At 66.9% G+C, this 19,031-nt stretch carries 19 protein-coding genes; 9 read left to right on the top strand and 10 right to left on the bottom strand.

The window, feature by feature from the left end; genetic code table 11:
* Positions 1-107: 107 nt before the first annotated feature.
* Positions 108-695: a sensor histidine kinase gene (locus ABID41_RS04775; RefSeq protein WP_331931073.1), complete on the top strand. Its 588-nt coding sequence runs from the start codon at positions 108-110 to the stop codon at positions 693-695.
* On the opposite strand, the gene ABID41_RS04770 is transcribed toward ABID41_RS04775, so the two are convergent.
* Positions 692-1,393 carry a Crp/Fnr family transcriptional regulator gene (locus ABID41_RS04770; RefSeq protein WP_331931071.1) on the bottom strand — a complete coding sequence of 234 codons (702 nt, stop codon included), beginning with the start codon at positions 1,391-1,393 and terminating at the stop codon, positions 692-694. The two genes, ABID41_RS04775 and ABID41_RS04770, sit on opposite strands and share 4 nt — an antisense overlap.
* A 227-nt stretch (positions 1,394-1,620) precedes the next feature.
* A complete protein-coding gene (locus tag ABID41_RS04765; RefSeq protein ID WP_331931069.1) occupies positions 1,621-2,118 on the bottom strand; it encodes a pyridoxamine 5'-phosphate oxidase family protein in 498 nt (165 codons plus the stop codon).
* Between the two features lie 162 nt (positions 2,119-2,280).
* Between ABID41_RS04765 and ABID41_RS04760 the strand changes: the two genes are divergently transcribed.
* From ABID41_RS04760 to ABID41_RS04750, 3 genes are all read left to right on the top strand, one after another.
* Entirely contained in the window at positions 2,281-3,042 is a 762-nt protein-coding gene (locus tag ABID41_RS04760; RefSeq protein ID WP_331931067.1) for a hypothetical protein, read from the top strand.
* A 156-nt stretch (positions 3,043-3,198) separates the two neighbouring features.
* The gene (locus ABID41_RS04755) at positions 3,199-3,390 is read left to right on the top strand and encodes a hypothetical protein (protein WP_331931066.1); all 192 of its coding nucleotides are present in this window, start codon (positions 3,199-3,201) and stop codon (positions 3,388-3,390) included.
* A gap of 18 nt (positions 3,391-3,408) precedes the next feature.
* On the top strand, positions 3,409-4,524 hold the full coding sequence (locus ABID41_RS04750; RefSeq protein ID WP_331931065.1) for a hypothetical protein: 1,116 nt from the start codon (positions 3,409-3,411) through the stop codon (positions 4,522-4,524).
* Positions 4,525-4,614: 90 nt separating this feature from the next.
* Here ABID41_RS04750 and ABID41_RS04745 read toward each other — a convergent pair whose 3' ends face one another.
* Complete coding sequence (locus ABID41_RS04745; protein ID WP_331931063.1) at positions 4,615-5,406, bottom strand: outer membrane protein; 792 nt, start codon at positions 5,404-5,406, stop codon at positions 4,615-4,617.
* A 430-nt stretch (positions 5,407-5,836) separates the two neighbouring features.
* Here ABID41_RS04745 and ABID41_RS04740 point away from each other — a divergent pair, with 430 nt between their 5' ends.
* On the top strand, positions 5,837-6,223 hold the full coding sequence (locus ABID41_RS04740; protein ID WP_331931061.1) for a group III truncated hemoglobin: 387 nt from the start codon (positions 5,837-5,839) through the stop codon (positions 6,221-6,223).
* Here ABID41_RS04740 and ABID41_RS04735 read toward each other — a convergent pair.
* A complete protein-coding gene (locus ABID41_RS04735; RefSeq protein WP_331931059.1) occupies positions 6,214-6,999 on the bottom strand; it encodes an SDR family oxidoreductase in 786 nt (261 codons plus the stop codon). The genes ABID41_RS04740 and ABID41_RS04735 overlap by 10 nt on opposite strands.
* Before the next feature lie 158 nt (positions 7,000-7,157).
* On the opposite strand from ABID41_RS04735, the gene ABID41_RS04730 reads away from it, so the two are divergent.
* The 3 genes from ABID41_RS04730 (at position 7,158) to ABID41_RS04720 (ending at position 10,309) form a co-directional block, all read left to right on the top strand.
* Positions 7,158-8,648, top strand: a complete 1,491-nt coding sequence (locus ABID41_RS04730; RefSeq protein ID WP_331931057.1) for a flavin-containing monooxygenase — start codon at positions 7,158-7,160, stop codon at positions 8,646-8,648.
* 50 nt (positions 8,649-8,698) lie between these two features.
* Complete coding sequence (locus ABID41_RS04725) at positions 8,699-9,352, top strand: lysoplasmalogenase family protein (RefSeq protein WP_331931055.1); 654 nt, start codon at positions 8,699-8,701, stop codon at positions 9,350-9,352.
* A 108-nt stretch (positions 9,353-9,460) separates the two neighbouring features.
* Complete coding sequence (locus ABID41_RS04720; protein ID WP_354297230.1) at positions 9,461-10,309, top strand: hypothetical protein; 849 nt, start codon at positions 9,461-9,463, stop codon at positions 10,307-10,309.
* A gap of 323 nt (positions 10,310-10,632) precedes the next feature.
* Here ABID41_RS04720 and ABID41_RS04715 read toward each other — a convergent pair whose 3' ends face one another.
* The 5 genes from ABID41_RS04715 to ABID41_RS04695 all read right to left on the bottom strand — a co-directional run bounded on the left by ABID41_RS04715 (position 10,633) and on the right by ABID41_RS04695 (position 16,905).
* On the bottom strand, positions 10,633-11,769 hold the full coding sequence (locus ABID41_RS04715) for an acyl-CoA dehydrogenase family protein (RefSeq protein ID WP_331929479.1): 1,137 nt from the start codon (positions 11,767-11,769) through the stop codon (positions 10,633-10,635).
* A 42-nt stretch (positions 11,770-11,811) separates the two neighbouring features.
* Positions 11,812-13,017: an acyl-CoA dehydrogenase family protein gene (locus tag ABID41_RS04710; protein ID WP_331929481.1), complete on the bottom strand. Its 1,206-nt coding sequence runs from the start codon at positions 13,015-13,017 to the stop codon at positions 11,812-11,814.
* A gap of 90 nt (positions 13,018-13,107) precedes the next feature.
* Positions 13,108-14,319, bottom strand: coding sequence for an acyl-CoA dehydrogenase family protein (locus ABID41_RS04705; RefSeq protein WP_331929483.1), 1,212 nt, complete (start codon positions 14,317-14,319; stop codon positions 13,108-13,110).
* Between the two features lie 75 nt (positions 14,320-14,394).
* Positions 14,395-15,606: an acyl-CoA dehydrogenase family protein gene (locus ABID41_RS04700; RefSeq protein ID WP_331929485.1), complete on the bottom strand. Its 1,212-nt coding sequence runs from the start codon at positions 15,604-15,606 to the stop codon at positions 14,395-14,397.
* 75 nt (positions 15,607-15,681) lie between these two features.
* Positions 15,682-16,905, bottom strand: coding sequence for an acyl-CoA dehydrogenase family protein (locus ABID41_RS04695; RefSeq protein ID WP_331929487.1), 1,224 nt, complete (start codon positions 16,903-16,905; stop codon positions 15,682-15,684).
* 158 nt (positions 16,906-17,063) lie between these two features.
* On the opposite strand from ABID41_RS04695, the gene ABID41_RS04690 reads away from it, so the two are divergent.
* Entirely contained in the window at positions 17,064-18,728 is a 1,665-nt protein-coding gene (locus ABID41_RS04690) for a bifunctional lysylphosphatidylglycerol flippase/synthetase MprF (protein ID WP_331929489.1), read from the top strand.
* On the opposite strand, the gene ABID41_RS04685 is transcribed toward ABID41_RS04690, so the two are convergent.
* Positions 18,725-18,928 (bottom strand): hypothetical protein, encoded by a 204-nt coding sequence (locus ABID41_RS04685; protein ID WP_331929491.1) that lies wholly within the window; start codon positions 18,926-18,928, stop codon positions 18,725-18,727. The genes ABID41_RS04690 and ABID41_RS04685 overlap by 4 nt on opposite strands.
* Positions 18,929-19,031: the final 103 nt, after the last annotated feature.

The following is a 19,031-nucleotide window of genomic DNA, read 5'->3' as shown; positions in this document are numbered from 1 at the left end:
TGCTTAATGTTCGAAAAATCCGCCGTAGCTCGGTCGCCGGCCCGACCGACAGGCGGAACGTCGCCGGGCTATACCGCCGCGCGGCGGCGAGGCTGGGGCGACTGAAGATGAGCGATGAGACGCGCCACGATGCGCATGCGGCGGAGGTTCGGCACCGCACGGCCAACACGCTGCAGCTCATATCGGCGCTCGCCCGCATGCGCGGCCAGCGGGCCGGAGATCCGGAAACCCGTCGGCAACTCGTCTGGATGGCCGACGCCGTCGGGGCGTTGGGGGCGCTGGAGCGCCACCGTTGCGAGGGCGGCGTCGACTTCCGCGCCTATCTCCACGAAATGGCCCCGGTCTGGAGCCGGCGGCGCGGCGTGCAGTCGGCCGAGGTGGTGCTGTCGGTCGAGACCTTGATCGCGCCGGACCAGACGGCCTCGACCCTGGCGCTGATCGTCCATGAACTTACCTCCAACGCGCTCGCCCATGCCTATGACGACGCCGGCGGCGTTCTACGGGTCAGCCTCGCGCCCGCCGGTGAGCGGCGCTACGAACTCATCGTCAAGGACGATGGCAAGGGCTTCGATCCCTCGACCTGCCGCGAGCGCTTCGGCCTTTGGTTCGTCCGCAGCCTGGCCGCCCAGGTGCGTGGCGAGTTCGAGCTGAGCTCCCAGCCGAGCGTCACGGCCAGACTGCTGTTCGCGGCCTAGCCGCCGGCTTCCATAGGGAGAAGCAGCCGCTCGTAGTGGCGGCGGACGACGCCGTAGCACTCGCAAGCCGCGCCGTGCAGGCCTTCGCGGTCGACGATGTCGATGACGCCGCGCCTGTACCGGATGAAGCCGCGGGCCTGCAGAGCGCGGGCTACGGCGGTGACCGTCGTCCGCTGCACGCCGAGCATGTCGGCGACGAATTCCTGCGTCAGGGCGACCGTGTGGGTCGATATCCGGTCGTCGCAGGTCAGGAGCCATCTGCAGAACCGCGCCTCCACAGTGTGCAGGGCGTTGCAGGCGGCCGACTGGGCCATGTGCCCGAGCAGGGCCTCGGAATGCCGATCGACCATCTCCCGGATTCGGGAGCTTTTCAGCCAGGCGTCGTGCAGTTGCGACGAGCCGATACGCGCGCAGCGGCAGGGCGTCTGGACCATGGCCCGGGAGAGCGAAGTACGGGGGGCGGACGCCGCGCTCAGCCCGACCGCGCCCTCATAGCCGACGGCCGCGCACTCGATAGCCGCGCCGTTGTTCATCAGGGTGAGCAGGGAGATGACGCCGTCGTGGGGGAAATAGACCACCTCGATGCGGTCCCCGGGATCGTGCAGCAGCCGACCCCGCTCCAGATCTACGTGCGTAATATGAGGTGCGAGCAACCCATAGTCGTCGGGGGGCAACGCTGCGAGCAGACGATTTTGCACGGGCCGGAGGCACCTTGGCGGTGGCGAATCGGAAGCAGCCTTGCGGCCTGGATGGAGCCTACCCACGGCTGCCGCGAATGACTGTCGTGAACACGACACAGTTGTGCTCAGATTTACTAAAACAAATCGATACTAGGAAAGAATCTCGGAATAATCGGTCGAGCGGTGACCAGCGTTCTGCGTAATCGCAAGTCGACCGAAGTATAGCGACATTCACAAAACGCCGGTCAATGGAAGCGGAGGTTGGCGTGTCCGCCCAGATGCGGCTCGTGTTTTCTGACGTTGGCGACTGCGATTTCCCATGCGAACTGAACCGGGCCAGCTTGGGACAGCCATACCTCGGCTTCACGGCAATCGAGGCGTAGCAGGGTGAGGCGGGGGTCGTCCTTGCCACCAGGACGCCAGGCGGCGGCCACCGCGTTCCAGTACTCGGCGATCCGCGCTTCGTCATGAACGAGGTCGAGCACGCCTGAGATGCTGGCCTGGATCTCCTTATGGTTGAAAGTGAAAAGCGCGGGCGCGCCCTCCGCGACGGCCTTGGCCATTCCGGAGTCGATGCTGGTGAAAAACCAGAGCGTGCGCGCGTCGCGCTCGACAAAGGCGGTCATCGGCTGGGTGTGGTGATCGAGCCTTCCAAGCAGACCGAGCATTCCGATCTGGTGGCGCTCGATATCCTCCCAAAGCCGCTGTTCGACTGCGGCGGGGTCATTCATGTCGGTTTTCATGACGACTCCTCGGTGCAATGACGCAGGTTCAACCCCAAAGCCCGCAAGGGGTTCCTGCCCCGCGAGCGCTGTTTCCCCAAGGTCATGCTTCCTAGTCGCCATGGGCTGGGCCATGATCGGCGTATTCTTTTGACCGCTGATTCAAACCAGAGATCATTTCCGATGACCGAGATCGTCGTACCCCGCCAATTTCGGGGTCCCCCCTTCCAGGCCAACGGCGGCTACATCTGCGGCGTCCTCGCGGGCGCAGTCGGTGGCCGTGGCGTAGCCATGCTCCGCTCCGGCGTTCCCCTCGACACGGCCGTGCGCATCGAACCCGGCGAAGACGGGGCGGTGACGCTGGTGAACGCCGAGGGCGCCATCCTCGGCTCGGCCCGCCCGGCCGACGACAGCCAGATTCCGAACCCGCCCCCGGCTCCTCCGACCGTCGAGGAGGCCAAGACCTTCGCTGCGGCCTCGCAGTTCGCCGAGCGGTCGCTGCACCGTGGCTGCTTCTCCTGCTGCATCGAGCGTGAAGCGGGCGAGGGCCTGGGCGTCCACGTCGGCCAGATCGACGGCGCGCCGCTGGGCCAGTGCGCGGGCGTCTGGACCCCGCACGAGAACTTCGCGCTCGACGACGGCACCATCCCCGACGAGATCACCTGGGGCGCTCTGGACTGCTCGGGCTCGATGGCCTGGTGGATCAAGACCGGTTCGGCCGTGGGCCTGCTGGGCACCATGGCCGGTGAGGTGCTGCGCAAGCCGAAGGTCGGCGAAACCTATGTGGTCGTGGCCTGGGCACGCGAGGTCGAAGGCCGCAAGCACTTCGCAGGCGTGGCGCTGTTCGACGACAAGGGCGAGGTGATGGCGCGGTCCGGCCAGATCTGGATCGGTCGTCCGCCCGGCGCGCCGGCGCCAGCCCCCGCGGCCAACGCTCAGGCCTGATCCTGACGGCGACACGGAGCCTCCGGGTTCCGTGTCGCTGCCCAGCTCGTCGATGACGTCCGGCGTAACGATGTTCGCTGAACGTCTATGGTTAAGCTGGCGATAACCATACATGGATAAGGTGCAGGCCTCGATTCGCGGGAAAGGCGCGGGGCCATGTACCGAGTGGAGTTTCGCCTGACGGGCGAGGGGCTGTGGAGCCGTGCGGCTCTGCCGATGACGCAAGTGGGCGCCGATCACCTGGCCGCAAGCCTGGAGGGCCTCGGCTTTGCGGACGAGACCCGCGTGGTGCCGGCTGGCCAGCAGCGCGACGAAAGCCGGGGCCACGCCCTGGATATCATCGTCTAATCTTGGGCGGGCTCCCACGTGGCGCGCGATCGATCCTATCGAAGCCTGGAGCATCTTCGGAGAAGCGCCGCCACGTCCCGGGTGCTGAACCTCTGGCAGATCTATCAGCGCGACGGCGGCAAGCTTGAACATGGGCAGAAGCCGTTCTTCAGGAACGCGCTGCTGAACCGCAGCATCATCCTCAAGCATCGCATCCGGGGCGGTGAGGCTGATCTCTTCGACTACCCGGTTCAGACTTCCACCAAGATTCTGCTGCCGATCGCCGAGCGGGAGCTGCGCTATGGCGCGCGCTTTCTGTTCGTCGGCCAGCGGAACTTCGAGGAGATCGCCGCCGAGTCCTTCGGCGAGGATCTGCAGGTCGGGGCCCGCGACCGGATCGTCCTGGATCTCATCGCCTCGTTGCCGTCCCTCGATCCGTTCCTGATGCGCGAGAGCCTGAAGACGAACGGCTACACGCCGGCGGCTTGCTATTTCAGCGTGTCAGATGGAGACATGGAGAGACTGTTCGCCTCGACGCGGACCGAGCTCGAGCCGCTCGTGCGGATGTCCCTCGGGGGCGGCCAGGCTTCAAGCGCCCAGGCGGCGACCTTCCTTGCAAAGATCCTGGCCGACGCCAACAGCGTCGAGCTCGAGCCCTTGCGCCGGGTGATGGGGATGGAGCCGGAGCAGTTCCGCGAGGGCGTGTTCTGCTGGAAGGCGTTCCTCTACTACAAATGGCAGCTACGCGATCTGATCCCGCGAATCCAGGCGGTGGTCGAAGAGATCGCGGTGATCCGTCCGGTCGGCGCGGTCGATCCGGAGGACAAGGTCTATATCAGCCGCATCAAGGGCGATCTGCGCGGCTGGATTTTCGGTGCGATCGCCAGCGTCACGGACACCGTCGGCGTCTATGATCGGGCCTATGCGGCCATGACCCAGGAGAGCGACCCGGCGTTCTTCCGCGACTTCCTGGTCAAGGCGCCCGCAATGTTCAACGCCCTGGGCGAGCGTCTCAGCGCCGTCGAGCATGTGGCCAGCTTCTGGCGCTTTCGCTTCCCGACCAGCCGGATGCAGCGGGTGGCGGTCGATGAACTCGTCGACATTTTCATGGACTTCGAGGCCAGCCTGAGCTCGGCCATGGCCGAAGCAGCCTAGCTGGAAAGGAAAACGCCCCGGCCGGGGGAGGGGCCGGGGCGTTGCGCCGCGCTTCGGTGGGAAGGGGGAAGCGCGGCGTAGGCTTGCGTCTTACTGACCGAAGGCCGCGATGACGCTTTGGCCCAGGGCGCCGCCGAACAGGTTGTTCACCGAACCCAGCGAGGCGCCGGCTTGGTCGCGGTCACGCAGGGTGCCGCCGAAGCTGTAGCGCACGCCGACCTTGAAGGTGTCGGATTCCAGGTTGGCGTCGTCGATTTCGCCATGCTCGTAGCCGGCGGTGACGCTCCAGGGGGTGCTGGCGAACTGGTATTCGGCGTCGGCGCCGATGTTCCAGGTGTCGAGATCACCGAAGTTGGTGTCGATGTTGGTGTAGCCAGCCGAACCCTGGACCTTGAAGTTGTCGCTGATGAAGTAGCGCAGCTCGGCGCGGCCGGCCCACAGGTCGGCGTCCGCCAGGTCGTCCGATTGACCGTAGCCGATTTGGCCATAGAGGGTCGTTTGCGGAGCGACGTTGAATTGGGCTTCGCCGCCCACGCCCCAGACGGTCACTTCGTCATTGGTGGTCACGCCGACGAAACCGCCAGCCAGGCCGCCGTTGAAGCCGGTGTTCAGGTGGCCGGTGACCGACCAGTTGGTGGCGTCGCCGCCGTCGCCGTCGAAGTTGGCGACCGAGCCATCGACCGCGCCGCGCAGCGAGCCGGCGTCGAAGGCGACGGAGCCGTCAGCCGAGAAGACATCGAGGTCGCCGTCACCCAGGCCGGTGTCGACTTCGGCGCGGCTGTAGCCGGCGCCGACGGAGCCGACGGTTTGAGCTTGGGCGGCGGCGCCGGTCAGCGCGAAAAAGGCGGCCACGGCGGCCGTCGCGAACAGTTGGTTTCTCACTTTTTTGATCCCCTGTGGGTTGAAAGCACTGGAGCCCAGCTATGCCTGTCATCCCCTCGTCACAATGGTCCGGGCCCTCGGATTTCGCTGGTCTGCGAAGGGTGTGACCGGTCAGTCACAGTGGCGGTAGTCGGGCTTGACATGTGATCTTGCATGCCTATGGCCGGCGCCAAGGCTGCAAGATTTCGCTATCTCGGCTGTTGCGTAGGGCATGTCGAGGCGCAGCTTGCGCGGGCGGATGGGTGCCGAAGCTGTGCCGTAGCGTTCGCGTGGCGGTTGTCTGGCAAAAAAAGTGAATCGGCCCAGATCAGCCCCGGAGCCCACCTCAGGGGTCAACCGAGGGTGACGCATCGCCGGATTCCATGCGAAAGCGGCGCTCTGCGGCGAGACGCCTCTGGCGCGGCCGCCTTCCCGATACGATCTGCCGGCCATGCACGCTGAACTGACGCCCGAAAACCTCCGCGAACTCGTCGGCCGCTTTTATGCGGCCGTGCGCGAGGACGACATGATCGGACCGGTCTTCAACGCCGCGATCGACGACTGGGACCATCACCTCGATCATATCGCGCAGTTCTGGGCCAGCGGCCTGCTGGGCGTCGGGCGTTTCACCGGGCGCCCTATGGCCGCGCATATGCGCCATCCGATCGAGCCGGAGATGTTCGACCGGTGGCTCGCGCACTGGGCCCGCACCACCGATGAACTCTACGCGCCTGCACTCGCCCGCGGCCTGCAGGCCCGTGCGAGCCGCATCGCCGACAGTTTCAAGCTTGGCCTCTTCTATCGGCCCTCGCAGCGCGAGGACCGCGATCAGGCATAGTTGGCCAGGGCGTTGCCGCTCGCATCGCCTGCGCCGCTGCCGCCGTCCACGGGGATGATCGCCCCGTTCACATAGGCCGCCTTGTCGGATGAGAGGAAGATGGCCATGTCGGCGATCTCGTCCTTGGTCCCATAGCGGCGCAGCGGGTTGCGGCCTTTCACCCGCTCCTCGGCCTCGGCTGTCGGCGCCAGGCGCGCCATGCCCTCGGTCTCGGCGATCGGGCCGGGCGAGATGGCGTTTACGCGGACGCCGCCCGGTCCCCATTCCAGCGCCAGGCACTTGGTCAGCATGTTGATGCCCGCCTTGGCCGCGCAGACGTGGGCCTGGAAGAGGGAGGCGCGCTCGGCCTGGCCGGCGGTGATCGAGATCAGCGAGGCGCCCGGTCGGCGCAGGAACTCGAACGAGGCGCGCAGCACGTTGAAGGTGCCAATCAGGTCGATGTCGACCACGGTCTTGAAGCCGTTGGCGCTCATGCCCAGGGCGGGCGCCACGAAGTTGCCCGCCGCGCCCGACAGGACGATGTCGATCGGGCCGTACTCGTCGTGCGCCCGCTTCAGAGCCGCCTCGACCGCGGCGTAGTCGCGCACGTCGGCGGCGATGCCGATGCAGGGGCCGAAGGCCTGGACCTCCTTGGCGGCGGCCTCGATCTTCTCCTGGCTGCGGCTGATGATGACGACCTTGGCCCCGGCGGCGGCGAACCGCTTGGCGATGCCGAGATTGATGCCGCTCGACGCGCCGGCGACGAAAGCGGTCTTGCCGGCCAGTTCCTGGGTCATGCGTCCTCTCCTTTGTTGCTTTGGAGCGAAGCTTAACCCTCGTCGCCCGCGTTGCGAAAGCTTGACGCAGCGTCTCGAGCGCATTCATTATCGATGATAAGTTATTCGCGGGCGAAAGACCTGCGGCCGAAACGGCAATGGGAGAGGGAACGGGAAGAATGACCGCCACGGATATGGTTGCTGCGCGGCCGACGAGCGCCAAGACCGAGCACTTCGACGTGCTCGTGGTCGGGGCCGGGATCTCCGGCGTGGGGGCGGCCTATCACCTCCAGACCCAGCGCCCTGGAACCAGCTTTGTCGTGCTGGAGTCCAAGGACACCTTCGGCGGCACCTGGGTGACGCACCGCTATCCGGGCATCCGGTCGGACAGCGACCTCTACACGTTCGGCTATCGCTTCAAGCCGTGGACCGGCACGCCCATCGCCACGGCCCAGGAGATCCTCTCCTACATGGGCGAGGTCATCGAAGAGAACCATCTGGCCCGCCACATCCGCTACGGGCACAAGATCACCAGCGCGAGCTGGTCCAGCCAGGACAATCTTTGGACGGTGGAGGCGGTCCACGACGGCAAGCCGCTACGCTTCACCACCAACTTCCTTTTCATGTGCCAGGGCTATTACAAGCACGATCAGGGCTATACGCCCCAGTGGCCCGGCATGTCGGACTTCAAGGGGCCGATCGTCCACCCGCAGACCTGGCCCGAGGATATCGACCTCAAGGACAAGAAGGTCGTGGTGATCGGCTCGGGCGCGACCGCCGCGACCCTGGTCCCGAATATCGCCGATCAGGTCGAGCACGTGACCCTGCTGCAGCGTTCGCCGACCTATTTCGTGCCGGGCCGCAACGCCAACGAACTGGCCGACACCCTGCGCGAGCTGAAGGTGGACGAGGCGTGGATCCACGAGATCGTCCGCCGCAAGATCCTGTTCGACCAAGCGAATTTCACCCGCCGCGCCCAGGAGGAATCCGAGGCGGTGAAGGCCGAACTGCTGGCCGGCGTGAGGATGTTCCTCGGAGACGACTTCGACATCGACACCCACTTCACCCCGCGCTACCGGCCCTGGCGCCAGCGGATCGCCTTCATTCCGAACGGCGACCTGTTCCAGGGGATCAAGGCGGGCAAGGCCTCGGTCGTCACCGACGAGATCGAGCGCTTCACGGCCAAGGGCATCCTGTTGAAGTCGGGCCTCGAGCTGGAGGCCGACGTGATCATCACGGCCACCGGGTTCGATCTCAGCGTGCTGGGCGACATTCCCTTCGAGGTCGATGGCAAACCTGTCGACTGGTCCTCCACCGTCACCTATCGCGGGATGATGTTCACCGGTGTGCCGAATCTCGTCTGGGTGTTCGGCTATTTCCGGGCGAGTTGGACCCTGCGCGCGGACCTGGTCAGCGACTTCGTGGCCCGGCTCCTGGCGCACATGCAGGACAAGGGCTACCACAAGGTCGTCCCGCAGGTTCCCGAGGGCATGGAGCTGAAGCCCTGGATCGATCCGGAGAACTTCAATCCGGGCTACCTGATGCGGGGCCTGCACCTGATGCCCAAAAGCGGCGAAGGCTCGGAGTGGCAGCACACCCAGGACTATTGGGCCGAGAAGGACGAGCTCCCGAAGATCGACCTGGACACCGCGGCGCTGAGGTACAGCTAGGTCGCGCGCATCGCCGAGGCCAGGCTCGGCGGCGACGGGGAGGGGGAGCCATGGAACGGAAGAGCCCGGCGGCGTGGCTGGTGCTGGCCGCATCGGTGGCCGCTGGCGTGAGCTATTGGATCGCCCGGGATCTGGCCCTGACGCCGACCCTCGCCGTGGCCTGGAAGGGCGCCGGCGTGGCGTTGCTGCCTCTCTATGCCGGACTGAAAGCGCGCAACCTCGACGGCTGGCTGATCTGCCTGGTCATGGCCCTGGGCGCCCTGGGCGACGTCCTGCTGGAGACCTCGGGCCTCACGGTGGGGGCGCTGGCGTTCCTGGCCGGGCATCTGGTCGCCATCGGGCTCTATCTGAAGAACCGCGCGCATCGGCTGGGCGGACGGGCCTGGGCTTTCCTGATCGTGCCGGCCGCGGTGGCCATCGCCTACCTGCTGCCGACCGATCGGGCGATGGCGCCGGGCGTGGCGCTCTATACGCTGGGGCTGTCGCTGATGGCCGCCTGCGCCTTGATCAGCCGTTTCCCGCTGGCGCTGACCGGTCTGGGGGCGCTGATGTTCGTGCTCTCCGATCTCCTGATCTTCGCCCGCGCGGGCCCCTGGGCGCAGGCCGCCTGGATCGGTCTGGCCATCTGGGGGCTCTACTATTTCGGCCAACTGCTGATCTGCACCGGCGTGGTCCGGACGCTGCAGCGCGACCGGCGCCTCTGAAGCAGCCTCTACAGTCAAGCTGCGCCCGAAAAGCGCCCCTTTCGCTTCGGATGGAAGGGATTGCTGGCCGTACGCGCCTTGCTTGAATCGTTGTGAAGTAGAGGCGCGATGGCCGACACCCAGCCGACCTTCGGCCCGCAAGCCGAGCCCCCGCGTGGCCTTGCCGCTCTGGAGCTGGCGCTGCGTCGGCGTTCGCGCTGGGTGGCGACAGCGGCAAGCGCCCTGGCCCACCTGGCCGTTCTGCTCGCGATCTTTTCGGCCAAGCCGGAGGAGACGCCGCTCGAGCCGGAGCCGATGATCGTGCAACTGGTGGAGATCACCAAGCCGACGCCGGTGATCGCGCCGCCGTCCCCTTCGCCGGCGCCGTCACCCTCGCCCGATCCCAAGCCGGCCGAAGCTCCGAAGGTCGCCAAGGCGCCCGAGAAGTCGCCGCCGCGCAAGACCGTCGCCCGGCGCACTCCGCCCAAACCGAAGCCCGTGGAAAAGCCGATCCCGACCGGCGAGCCCGAAGGCGCCGACGAGGGCGCAGTCGCCGCCGTCGAGTTCAGCGAGGCCCAGATCGCCGGCGCTGCGCGGGTCGGCTCCGGCGGCGGGGGCGGTGGGTCCGGCTCCGGCGCGGGCGGCGGCGCCTGCAACATGCTGGAGTGGCTGCAGCAGGAACTGCGGGAGTCTCCCCGCGTGCAGGCGGCGATGGCCGGCGCCCATAAAGGCAAGCCGGTGGTGGTGTGGACCGGCGAGTGGGTCCGCCATCCTGGCCAGGAAGGCGGGGGCCTGGCCACCGTGCGCGAGGCCATGATGTGGAAGATCGCCTTCGCGCCCGAAGCCTGCCGCACCATTCCGGTCCGCGGCCTGGTGCTGATCTCGCTGGGCGACGGCCCCGGCGCGCCGCGCATCGCGCTGGGCCGCGACCAGTGGCGCTGGTCGGACCTGCTGCAGGCCCGGCGGGGGCGGTCCTAGGCGATCCTCCCCTTCTGGGGGAGATGGCGCGCGCCAGTGCGACGCTAAACTTGCGTGTCATCCCGGTTTCGGCCGGAGGCCGAAGACCGGGACCCATAAGCACCGGATTTATCAGGGACAGACTAGGCCCGAGCCATCTTCGTCGGGATGTGGCGCGTATAGGGCCCGGTCTTGCTTCGCAAACCGGGATGACACCGTAATTGGAGCGCTGCAGGCCTTTATGTCTGGGTGAGCGGGGAGCAATCTTAGGGGCCAAGAAAAACCCCTCCGGCGCGAGCCGGAGGGGTTCTTAGTTCTGAGACTTGAGGCCCGAAGGCCTGGTCTTAGTAGCCTTGGATGCGGGCGTAGCGGTCGCGGTGGTAGGACTGCGAGCCGTAGGCCGCTTCGGCCGCACGAGCGCGCTTCATATAGAAGCCGGCGTCGTGGGCGTCGGTCATGCCGATGCCGCCATGCATCTGGACCATTTCGTTCGAGATCAGGTGGAACACGTCGCCCATCTTGGCCTTGGCCAGGGAGACCAGTTCCGGAACGTCCGGCGAGCCGGCGTCGATCGCCTGCAGGGCGGCTTCAACCGCCGAGCGGGCCAGTTCCAGATCGGTGAACATCTTGGCCGCGCGGTGCTGCAGGGCCTGGAAGGAGCCGATCACCTGGCCGAACTGGACGCGGACCTTCAGGTATTCGAGGGTGGTCTCGAAAGCCTGCAGGGCCGAGCCGAGCATTTCGGCGGCCAGACCGGCGCGGGCGCGGTCGAGGGTGCCTTCCAGCACGTCCCAGCCCTTGCCCTCGGCGCCCAGCAGGGCGTCGGCGCCGACTTCGACGTTGTCGAACGAGACGTTCGAGGCGCCGCGGCTGTCGGCCAGCTTCAGGTTCTGCTTGGTCACGCCCTTGGCGTCGGCCGGGACCAGGAACAGGCTGATGCCGTCCTTGTCGCCCGGAGCGCCCGAGGTGCGGGCCGAGACGACGAAGAGGCCGGCGCCCGGACCTTCGAGGACGAAGGTCTTCTTGCCGTTCAGCTTGTAGCCGGCGCCCGACTTTTCAGCCTTCAGGGCGACCTTTTCCGGAGCGTGGTGCGCGCCTTCGTCCACCGCGAGAGTGGCGACCAGCGAGCCGTCCGCGATCTTCGGCAGGTACTCGCCCTTCTGAGCGTCGTTGCCGCCCAGGATCAGGGCGCTGGCGGCGGCCAGGCCGGAGGCCAGAAGCGGCGAGGCAGTGAGCGTGCGGCCCATTTCCTCGAGGATCAGGCCCATCGACAGGTAGCCGAAGTTCGAGCCACCGAAGTCTTCCGGGATGATGACCCCGGCCCAGCCCATTTCAGCCTGTTCGTTCCAGGCGGCGGCGTCGTAGCCGAGCTCGACGCCCGAGTCGCGCATCTTGCGGAAAGCGGTGACCGGGCTCTTTTCCTGGACCCAGCTCTTCGCCGCGTCGCGGAGCATGCTCTGTTCTTCGTTCAGAACGGCCATGTCTAAAATCCTATTCCTGAAATTTTGTGGTTGTTCTGAGGGTTAGTTGTTTTGCGACAGGTCGGGCAGGCCGAGGATGCGCTTGGAGATGATGTTGTTCTGCACCTCCTGCGAGCCGCCGTAGATCGTGGTGGCCTTGCCGCCCAGCCACGAACGCACCGCGCCCAGTTCCTCGCCGGTGAAGGTGTCGCCTTCCCAGCCCAGGCCTTGGTGACCCATGATCTCGAGGGTCAGTTCGGCCTTGTCCTGCATCCAGCGCGTGCCGGCGTTCTTCATGATCGAAGTCGCCGCCGACGGGCCGGAATTGCCCTTGGCTTCCATCATCGCGCGCACGGCGGTCTGCTGGAAAGCACGGCCGTCCATCTCGTTGAGGATGAGGCGGGTGCGCAGGTCGGTGTCGGCCAGGCGGCCTTGCGCGTCCACGCCAACATAGTCCTTGGCGAGCTTCGGCAGGCTGCGGCCGCCGGCGTAACCGCCACCGCCGGCGCCCGAGAGGCCCGAACGTTCGTGCTGCAGGAGGCGCTTGGCGATGGTCCAGCCGCCGTTCAGCGGGCCGACCAGATCCTTCTTCTCGGCGCGAGCGTCGGTCAGGAAGGTCTCGCAGAAGGGCGAGTTGCCGGCGATCAGCGGGATCGGACGAACTTCGACGCCCGGCTGGTGCATGGTGAACAGCACGAAGGAGATGCCTTCATGCTTCTTGCTGGTGTCGGTGCGCACCAGGCAGAAGCACCAGTCGGCGTATTGCGCGCCGGAGGTCCAGATCTTCTGGCCGTTGATCAGGTAGTGGTCGCCCTTGTCCTCGCACTTGGTCTGCAGCGAGGCGAGGTCCGAACCGGCGCCCGGCTCGGAGAAGCCCTGGCACCACTGCAGCTCACCGCGGCAGATCGGCGGGATGTGCTCTTGCTTCTGAGCCTCGGTGCCGTACTCGAGCAGGGTCGGGCCGAACATCATGACGCCCATGCCGCCGATCGGGTTGTAGGCCCCGGCCTTGGCGAACTCCTGCTGGACGATCCGGCCTTGCGCCGGGGTCAGGCCGCCGCCGCCATATTCGGCCGGCCAGGTGGGGGTGCCCCAGCCCTTGGCGCCGACCGCCTTGCGCCAGGCTTCCTGGTCCGGGCTCGGGGTGGAACGCTCTTCCCGCATGGCCGGGTTGGGCTTGCCCTTCAGGCCTTCGGGGAAGTTGGCCGCGACCCAGTCCCGCACTTCCGTGCGGAACGCGTCGAGATCGCCGCCGCCAAAATCTGCCATTGAAATAGTCTCCTAAAAAATCAGGTCGTTTGAAACTTGGGGGCCGCCGCGCTCGAAAATGTGGGCGCGGCGGCCAAGCTCTTGCGTACCCTAGCGGCTCTGCGTGAGGTCCGGGAGTCCCAGGATCCGCTTGGAAATGATGTTGTTCTGGACCTCGTTGGACCCGCCGTAGATCGAGCCAGCCTTGCCCGAGAGCCAGCCGCGGACGGCGTTGCGTTCCTCAGGGGTGAAGGCGTCGCCTTCCCAGCCCAGACCCTGATGGCCCATGACTTCCAGGGTCAGTTCGGCGCGATCCTGGGCGACCTTCATGTTGGCGTTCTTCATGATCGAGGTCGTGGCCGACGGGCCGGCGTTGCCCTTGGCTTCCAGGGCGGCGCGGCGGACGGTCTGCTGCAGGGCGCGCTGGTCGATCTCGTTCAGGATGATGCGGGTGCGCAGGTCCGGATCGGCCAGGCGGCCTTGTTCGTCCTCGCCGACATACTTCTTGGCGAAGACACCGAAGGGGACCGACTTCTGGCTGCCGTCGCCCTGACGACCGCCCATGCCGCTGCGTTCATGCTGCAGCAGGCGCTTGGCGACGGTCCAGCCGCCGTTCAGCGGGCCGACCAGGTTTTCCTTCGGCACCGGAACGTCGGTGAAGAAGGTTTCGCAGAACGGCGAGGAGCCGGCGATCAGCTTGATCGGGCGGACTTCGACGCCCGGCTGGTGCATCGAGAACACCACGAAGGAGATGCCCTCGTGCTTCTTGGTCTGGTCGGTGCGGACCAGACAGAAGATCATGTCGGCGTACTGGCCGCCGGAGGTCCAGATCTTCGAGCCGTTGACGATCCAGTGGTCGCCCTTGTCCTCGGCCTTGGTCTGCAGCGAGGCCAGGTCGGAGCCGGCGCCCGGCTCGGAGAAGCCCTGGCACCAGCGCACCTTACCGGTGGCGATGTCGGGGATGTACTTCTGCTTCTGCTCTTCGGTGCCGTACTCGAGCAGGGTCGGGCCGAACATGGCCACGCCCATGCCGCTGATCGGGTTCACGGCGCCGATCTTCGCCATCTCGCTGGCTAGAACGCGTGCTTCGGCCGGGGTCAGGCCGCCGCCGCCGTATTGCTTGGGCCAGGTCGGGACGCCCCAACCCTTTTCGCCCATGCGCTGTTTCCAGATGGCCATGTCGCCCTTGGGGGCGTCGGGGCTCTGCACGGCGTTAGCCTGAGCCTCGACGTCCTTGGCCAAGGACTTCGGGAAATTCGCCTCAAGCCACTCACGGGCCTCGGTGCGGAAGGCCTCCAAATCGGGGGCGCCAAAGTCAGCCATGGAAAATCTCCCTAAAATTCATTATGTTAAACCTCAGTATAGCATGTGCCCCCGCGAAGTGGCAGGGGGTGGAAATTACTTCGGATCGGGCAGGCCGAGGACCCGCTTGGAGACCACGTTCAGGTTGATCTCCGAGGTGCCGCCCTCGATGGAGTTGCCCTTCGAGCGGAGCCAGGTGCGCACGGCGGCCAGCTCCGGTTCGTCGAAGCCTTCGCCCTGCCAGCCCACGCCGGCCGAGCCGAGCGCCTCGATGATCAGCTCGTTGCGATCCTGAGCGAGCTTGGCGCCAGCATACTTCATGATCGAAGTCGCCGCCGAGGGGCCGTTGCCGGCCTTGGCCTCGTCAGCCGCCCGGCGGACGGTGAGCTGGAACGACTGGGTCTCCATCAGGTGGTCGGTGATGCGCTGACGCAGGTCGCGGTCGGCCAGGCGACCGGTTTCGTCCAGGCCGACATAGTCCTTGGCGGCCTGCTTGACGGTCAGGGCGCGGACCGGGGCGCCGATGGAGCCGCCGCCAAGGCCGGTCGAGATGTTGTCGCGCTCGAACTGCAGCAGGCGCTTGGCCACCGTCCAGCCGCCGTTCAGCGGACCGAAGAGTTGGTTCTTCGGGACCACCACGTCGGTGAAGAAGGTTTCGCAGAAGGGCGAGGAGCCGTTGATCAGGCGGATCGGGCGGGTCTCGACCCCCGGGGTCCGCATGTCGATCAGCAGGAAGGAGATGCCTTCGTGCTTCTTGCTGGTGTCGGTGCGCACCAGGCAGAAGCACCAGTCGGCCAGGTTGGCGCCGCTGGTCCAGATCTTCTGGCCGTTGACGAGATAATGGTCGCCCTTGTCCTCGGCGCGGGTCTGCAGCGAGGCGAGGTCGGACCCGGAACCCGGCTCCGAGTAGCCCTGGCACCAGCGGACGTCGCCGTTGATGATGCCCGGCAGGTGCTGGCGCTTCAGCTCTTCGGTGCCGTATTCGATCAGGGTCGGGCCGAACATCATCACGCCCATGCCGCCGATCGGGTTGCGGGCGCCGATCTTGGCCATTTCTTCCTGCAGGACGCGGGCCTGCTGGCGGGTCAGGCCGCCGCCGCCGTATTCCGCCGGCCAGGTCGGAACGCCCCAGCCCTTGGCGCCCATGGCCTTGCGCCAGGCCAGCGCGTCGGCGCTTTCCTCGCCGCCGCCCGCCTTGGCGGTCTGGGCGGCCGGGTCTGCGGCCAGCGCCTTGGGGAAGTTCGCGTCCAGCCAGGCCGCGGCCTCCGTGCGGAAGGCCTGCAGGTCGTCGCCGCCGAAATCAGCCATGGAAATCTCGCCTCTCGAAATCAGGTCGATCAAAACAAGGACGGCGTCCGAAGAACAGGGCGCCGTCGTTCACACTTACTTGGGGTCGGGCAGGCCGAGCACCCTTTTTGACACCACGTTGAGGTTCACCTCGGAGGTGCCCCCCTCGATGGAGTTGCCCTTGGAACGCAGCCAGCCGTGAGTAGCGGCCAGTTCCAGCGGGCTGAAGGCCTCGCCTTCCCAGCCGAGGCCCTGAGCGCCCATGGCCTCCACCATGAGCTCGGATCGCTCCTGAGCAAAGGTGGCGGCCGCGTACTTGATGATGGAGGTCGCCGCGCTGGGACCGTTCGACGCCTTCGACTCCGCCGCGATCCGCGCGATGGTCTTGTAGAAGCAGTCGAAGTCCATCTTGTTCTTGGTGATCCGGGTGCGCAGATCCGGATCTGCGAGCGCGCCGGTCCCATCGACGCCGAAATAGGTCTTGGCGAGCTGGCCGAGGTCGCCCGACGCACCGCCCGCGCCACCGCCGCCGCCGAAGCCGCCGGAGATGTTCTGGCGCTCGTATTGCAGCAGGCGCTTGGCGATCTCCCAGCCGCCGTTGACCTTGCCGACCAGGGCGTCCTTGGGGATCTTCACATCGGTGAAGAAGGTCTCGCAGAAGGGGCTTTCGCCGGAGATAAGCTGGATCGGCCGGGTCTCGACGCCCGGGGTCCGCATGTCGATGAGTACGAAAGAGATGCCTTCGTGCTTCTTGCTGGTGTCAGTGCGCACCAGGCAAAAACACCAGTCGGCCTTGTTGGCGTAGGAGGTCCAGATCTTCTGGCCGTTGATCAGCCAGTGATCGCCCTTGTCCTCGCACCTGGTCTGCAGGCCCGCGAGGTCGGAGCCGGCCCCCGGCTCGGAATAGCCCTGGCACCAGCGGGTTTCGCCGCGAACGATCTTCGGCAGGTGTTCGGCCTTCTGCGCTTCCGTGCCGTATTCCAGCAGGACCGGGCCGAGCATCCAGATGCCGAACGAGGCGAGCGGGGTGCGATAGCGGCCGGCCGCCAGTTCCTGGTCCAGCACGCGGGCCTGCGCCGGCGTCAGGCCGCCGCCGCCATAGGCCGCCGGCCAAGTCGGGGCGGTCCAGCCCTTTTCGGCCATCCGCTTCATCCAGACGATCTGCGGGTCGCTGGAGCCGGCGAAGGCCCGGCCGCCCCACATCGCCTCCGGATCGCTCTTGGCGTTCGGATCACGCAATTCCGCCGGGTAGTTGGCCTCCAGCCAAGCCTTCACCTCGTTGCGGAAGGCGTCGAGCTCGCCGCCGCCAAAGTCGGCCATGGAATCCTCCGGGGATCGGAATAGCTTTGCGCGGCCACATTAGCGCCGGGCGCCCCAAGAGCAAGCGGAACGAAACGCTTGTTTAAGGCTTTGCAGCGCGCTGTCCCTTGCTCAAATCGGTTTATATAGCCGCCGTTGACGTGGGGCCCGGAGGGCGGATGAGCTTTTGGCGCGAACTGAAGCCGGCGGCGTTCGCTGCGGCGCCCGTCACGGCGGCGATCCTCGCCTTGCTCGCGGGCGTCATGCTGCTGGCCTCGGGGGCCACCCCGACCATCCCCGATCGCTTCTTCCAGCTCTACGAGTTCGCGCCGGTCTTCCTGATCGAGGTCAGCCACTTCCTGTCCAGCATCCTGGGCCTGGTGCTGGTGCTGCTGGCGTTCGGCCTCAAGGCGCGGCTGGACGGCGCCTGGTGGGCGACCATGGCGACACTGCTGGTGGCCAGCCCGCTGGCGCTGTTCAAGGCCTTCGCCTGGGAAGAAGCGGTGCTGCTGGCGGGGTTCGCGGCCCTGCTCGCCCCATTCCACGGCGCCTTCCCGCGCAAGGCGCGGCTGGCGCGGATGGAAGTGACGCCCGGCTGGCTGTTCTCGGCTTTCGCCGCGGTGGCGGGGGCGGGGCTGCTGGGCATCTGGTCGTTCCAGCACGCAGACTATGGCGACAAGCCGTTCTGGGCGGTGATGGCCGACGCCGACGCCGCCCGCGCCATCCGTAGTTGGGCCGGGGCGGCGGTGCTGCTGTTCGGCTTCGGGATCTGGCGACTGTTCGCATCGGCCGCGACTCCCAAGGTTGTCGGCGAGGATGATCCGGAACTGGAGCGCGTGCGGGCGATCATCGCCAAGGCCGAAGACTCCGAGCCCGGGTCGAACCTGGCCCTGCTGGGCGACAAGCGTTTTCTGTTCTCATCCTCGGGCGAAAGCTTCCTGATGTTCGGCGTGCGCGGCCGGTCCTGGATATCGCTGGGCGCGCCGGTCGGCCGCCGGGACGAGCGCATGGACCTGCTCTGGCGCTTCCGCGAACTGGCCGACGCCCACGCGGCCCGGCCAGGCTTCTATGGCCTGGACCCCGAGCACCTGCCCGACGTCGTCGAGCTGGGCTTTGCGATCGCCAAGGTGGGAGAAAGCGCGATGGTCTCGCTGGAGACTTTCACCATCGAGGGGACCAAGCGCGGCAACCTGCGCCGGGCCTGGCGGCAAGCGGGCGAGGCGGGCGCGCTCTTCGAAGTCGTCCCGCCCGAAGGCGTCCAGGCCATCCTGCCCGAGCTGCAGGCGATCTCCGACGCCTGGCTGGTGCACCACGCCGGCGCCGACAAGAGTTTCTCGATGGGCGGCTTCTATCCGGCCTATGTCGCCGAGTTCCCGGTGGGCGTCGTCCGCTTCGAGGGCAAGATCATCGCCTTTGCGACGCTCTGGACCACGGCCAACAAGAGCGCCTTCTCGATGGACCTCATGCGCTATGTCGACGAGGGGCCGCGGCGCATCATGGACTTCCTGTTCGTCGAGCTGATTGAATGGGGCCGGCGCGAGGGCTACGCCGCGATCGAGTTCGGCATGGCGCCGCTGTCGGGGCTGGAAGGCCGGCCCCTGGCGCCGGTGCTCTCGCGGGTCGGCGCTCTGATCTTCGAGCGCGGCGAGGAGATCTACAATTTCCAGGGCGTGCGGGCCTACAAGGGCAAGTACGACCCGGTTTGGCGGCCGCGCTACATCGCTGCGCCGAACAAGTGGTCGATACCCCTGCTGCTGGCGGACATGGGTCTGCTGACCTCCGGCGGCGTCGCGGGCCTGGCCAAGCGGCCGAAGAAGTCCGAGGAGCCGGCCGCGGCCGCCTAGCGGCCGGTGGTGACCCCGAGCAGGTTCACCAGGTGGACGACGAAGAACAGCGCCAGGGCGCTGGCCGTCACCATGATGAACCGCCATGGAATGAGCCGCGGGCCCTTCAAGGGGTCGGACGGCTTCGAGCCGCGCCAGCCTGCGAAGGCCGCGAGGGCGAGGAGGCCGAGGCTCGCGGCGATGGTGACGTTCAGCGGCATGGGCGAGCGCCTACATCAGAGCGCGGGCGATGGCAAAGCGGCGAAGCTGCGGCCGTCGGTCGCCGGGACTTCCATCGGCGAACAAGCTTAACCATCCACAGGT

Source organism: Phenylobacterium koreense (assembly GCF_040545335.1).
GTDB lineage: Bacteria > Pseudomonadota > Alphaproteobacteria > Caulobacterales > Caulobacteraceae > Phenylobacterium > Phenylobacterium koreense.
The sequence above is the reverse complement of the archived record's forward strand: the minus strand, read 5'-3'. Positions and strand labels throughout refer to the sequence as shown.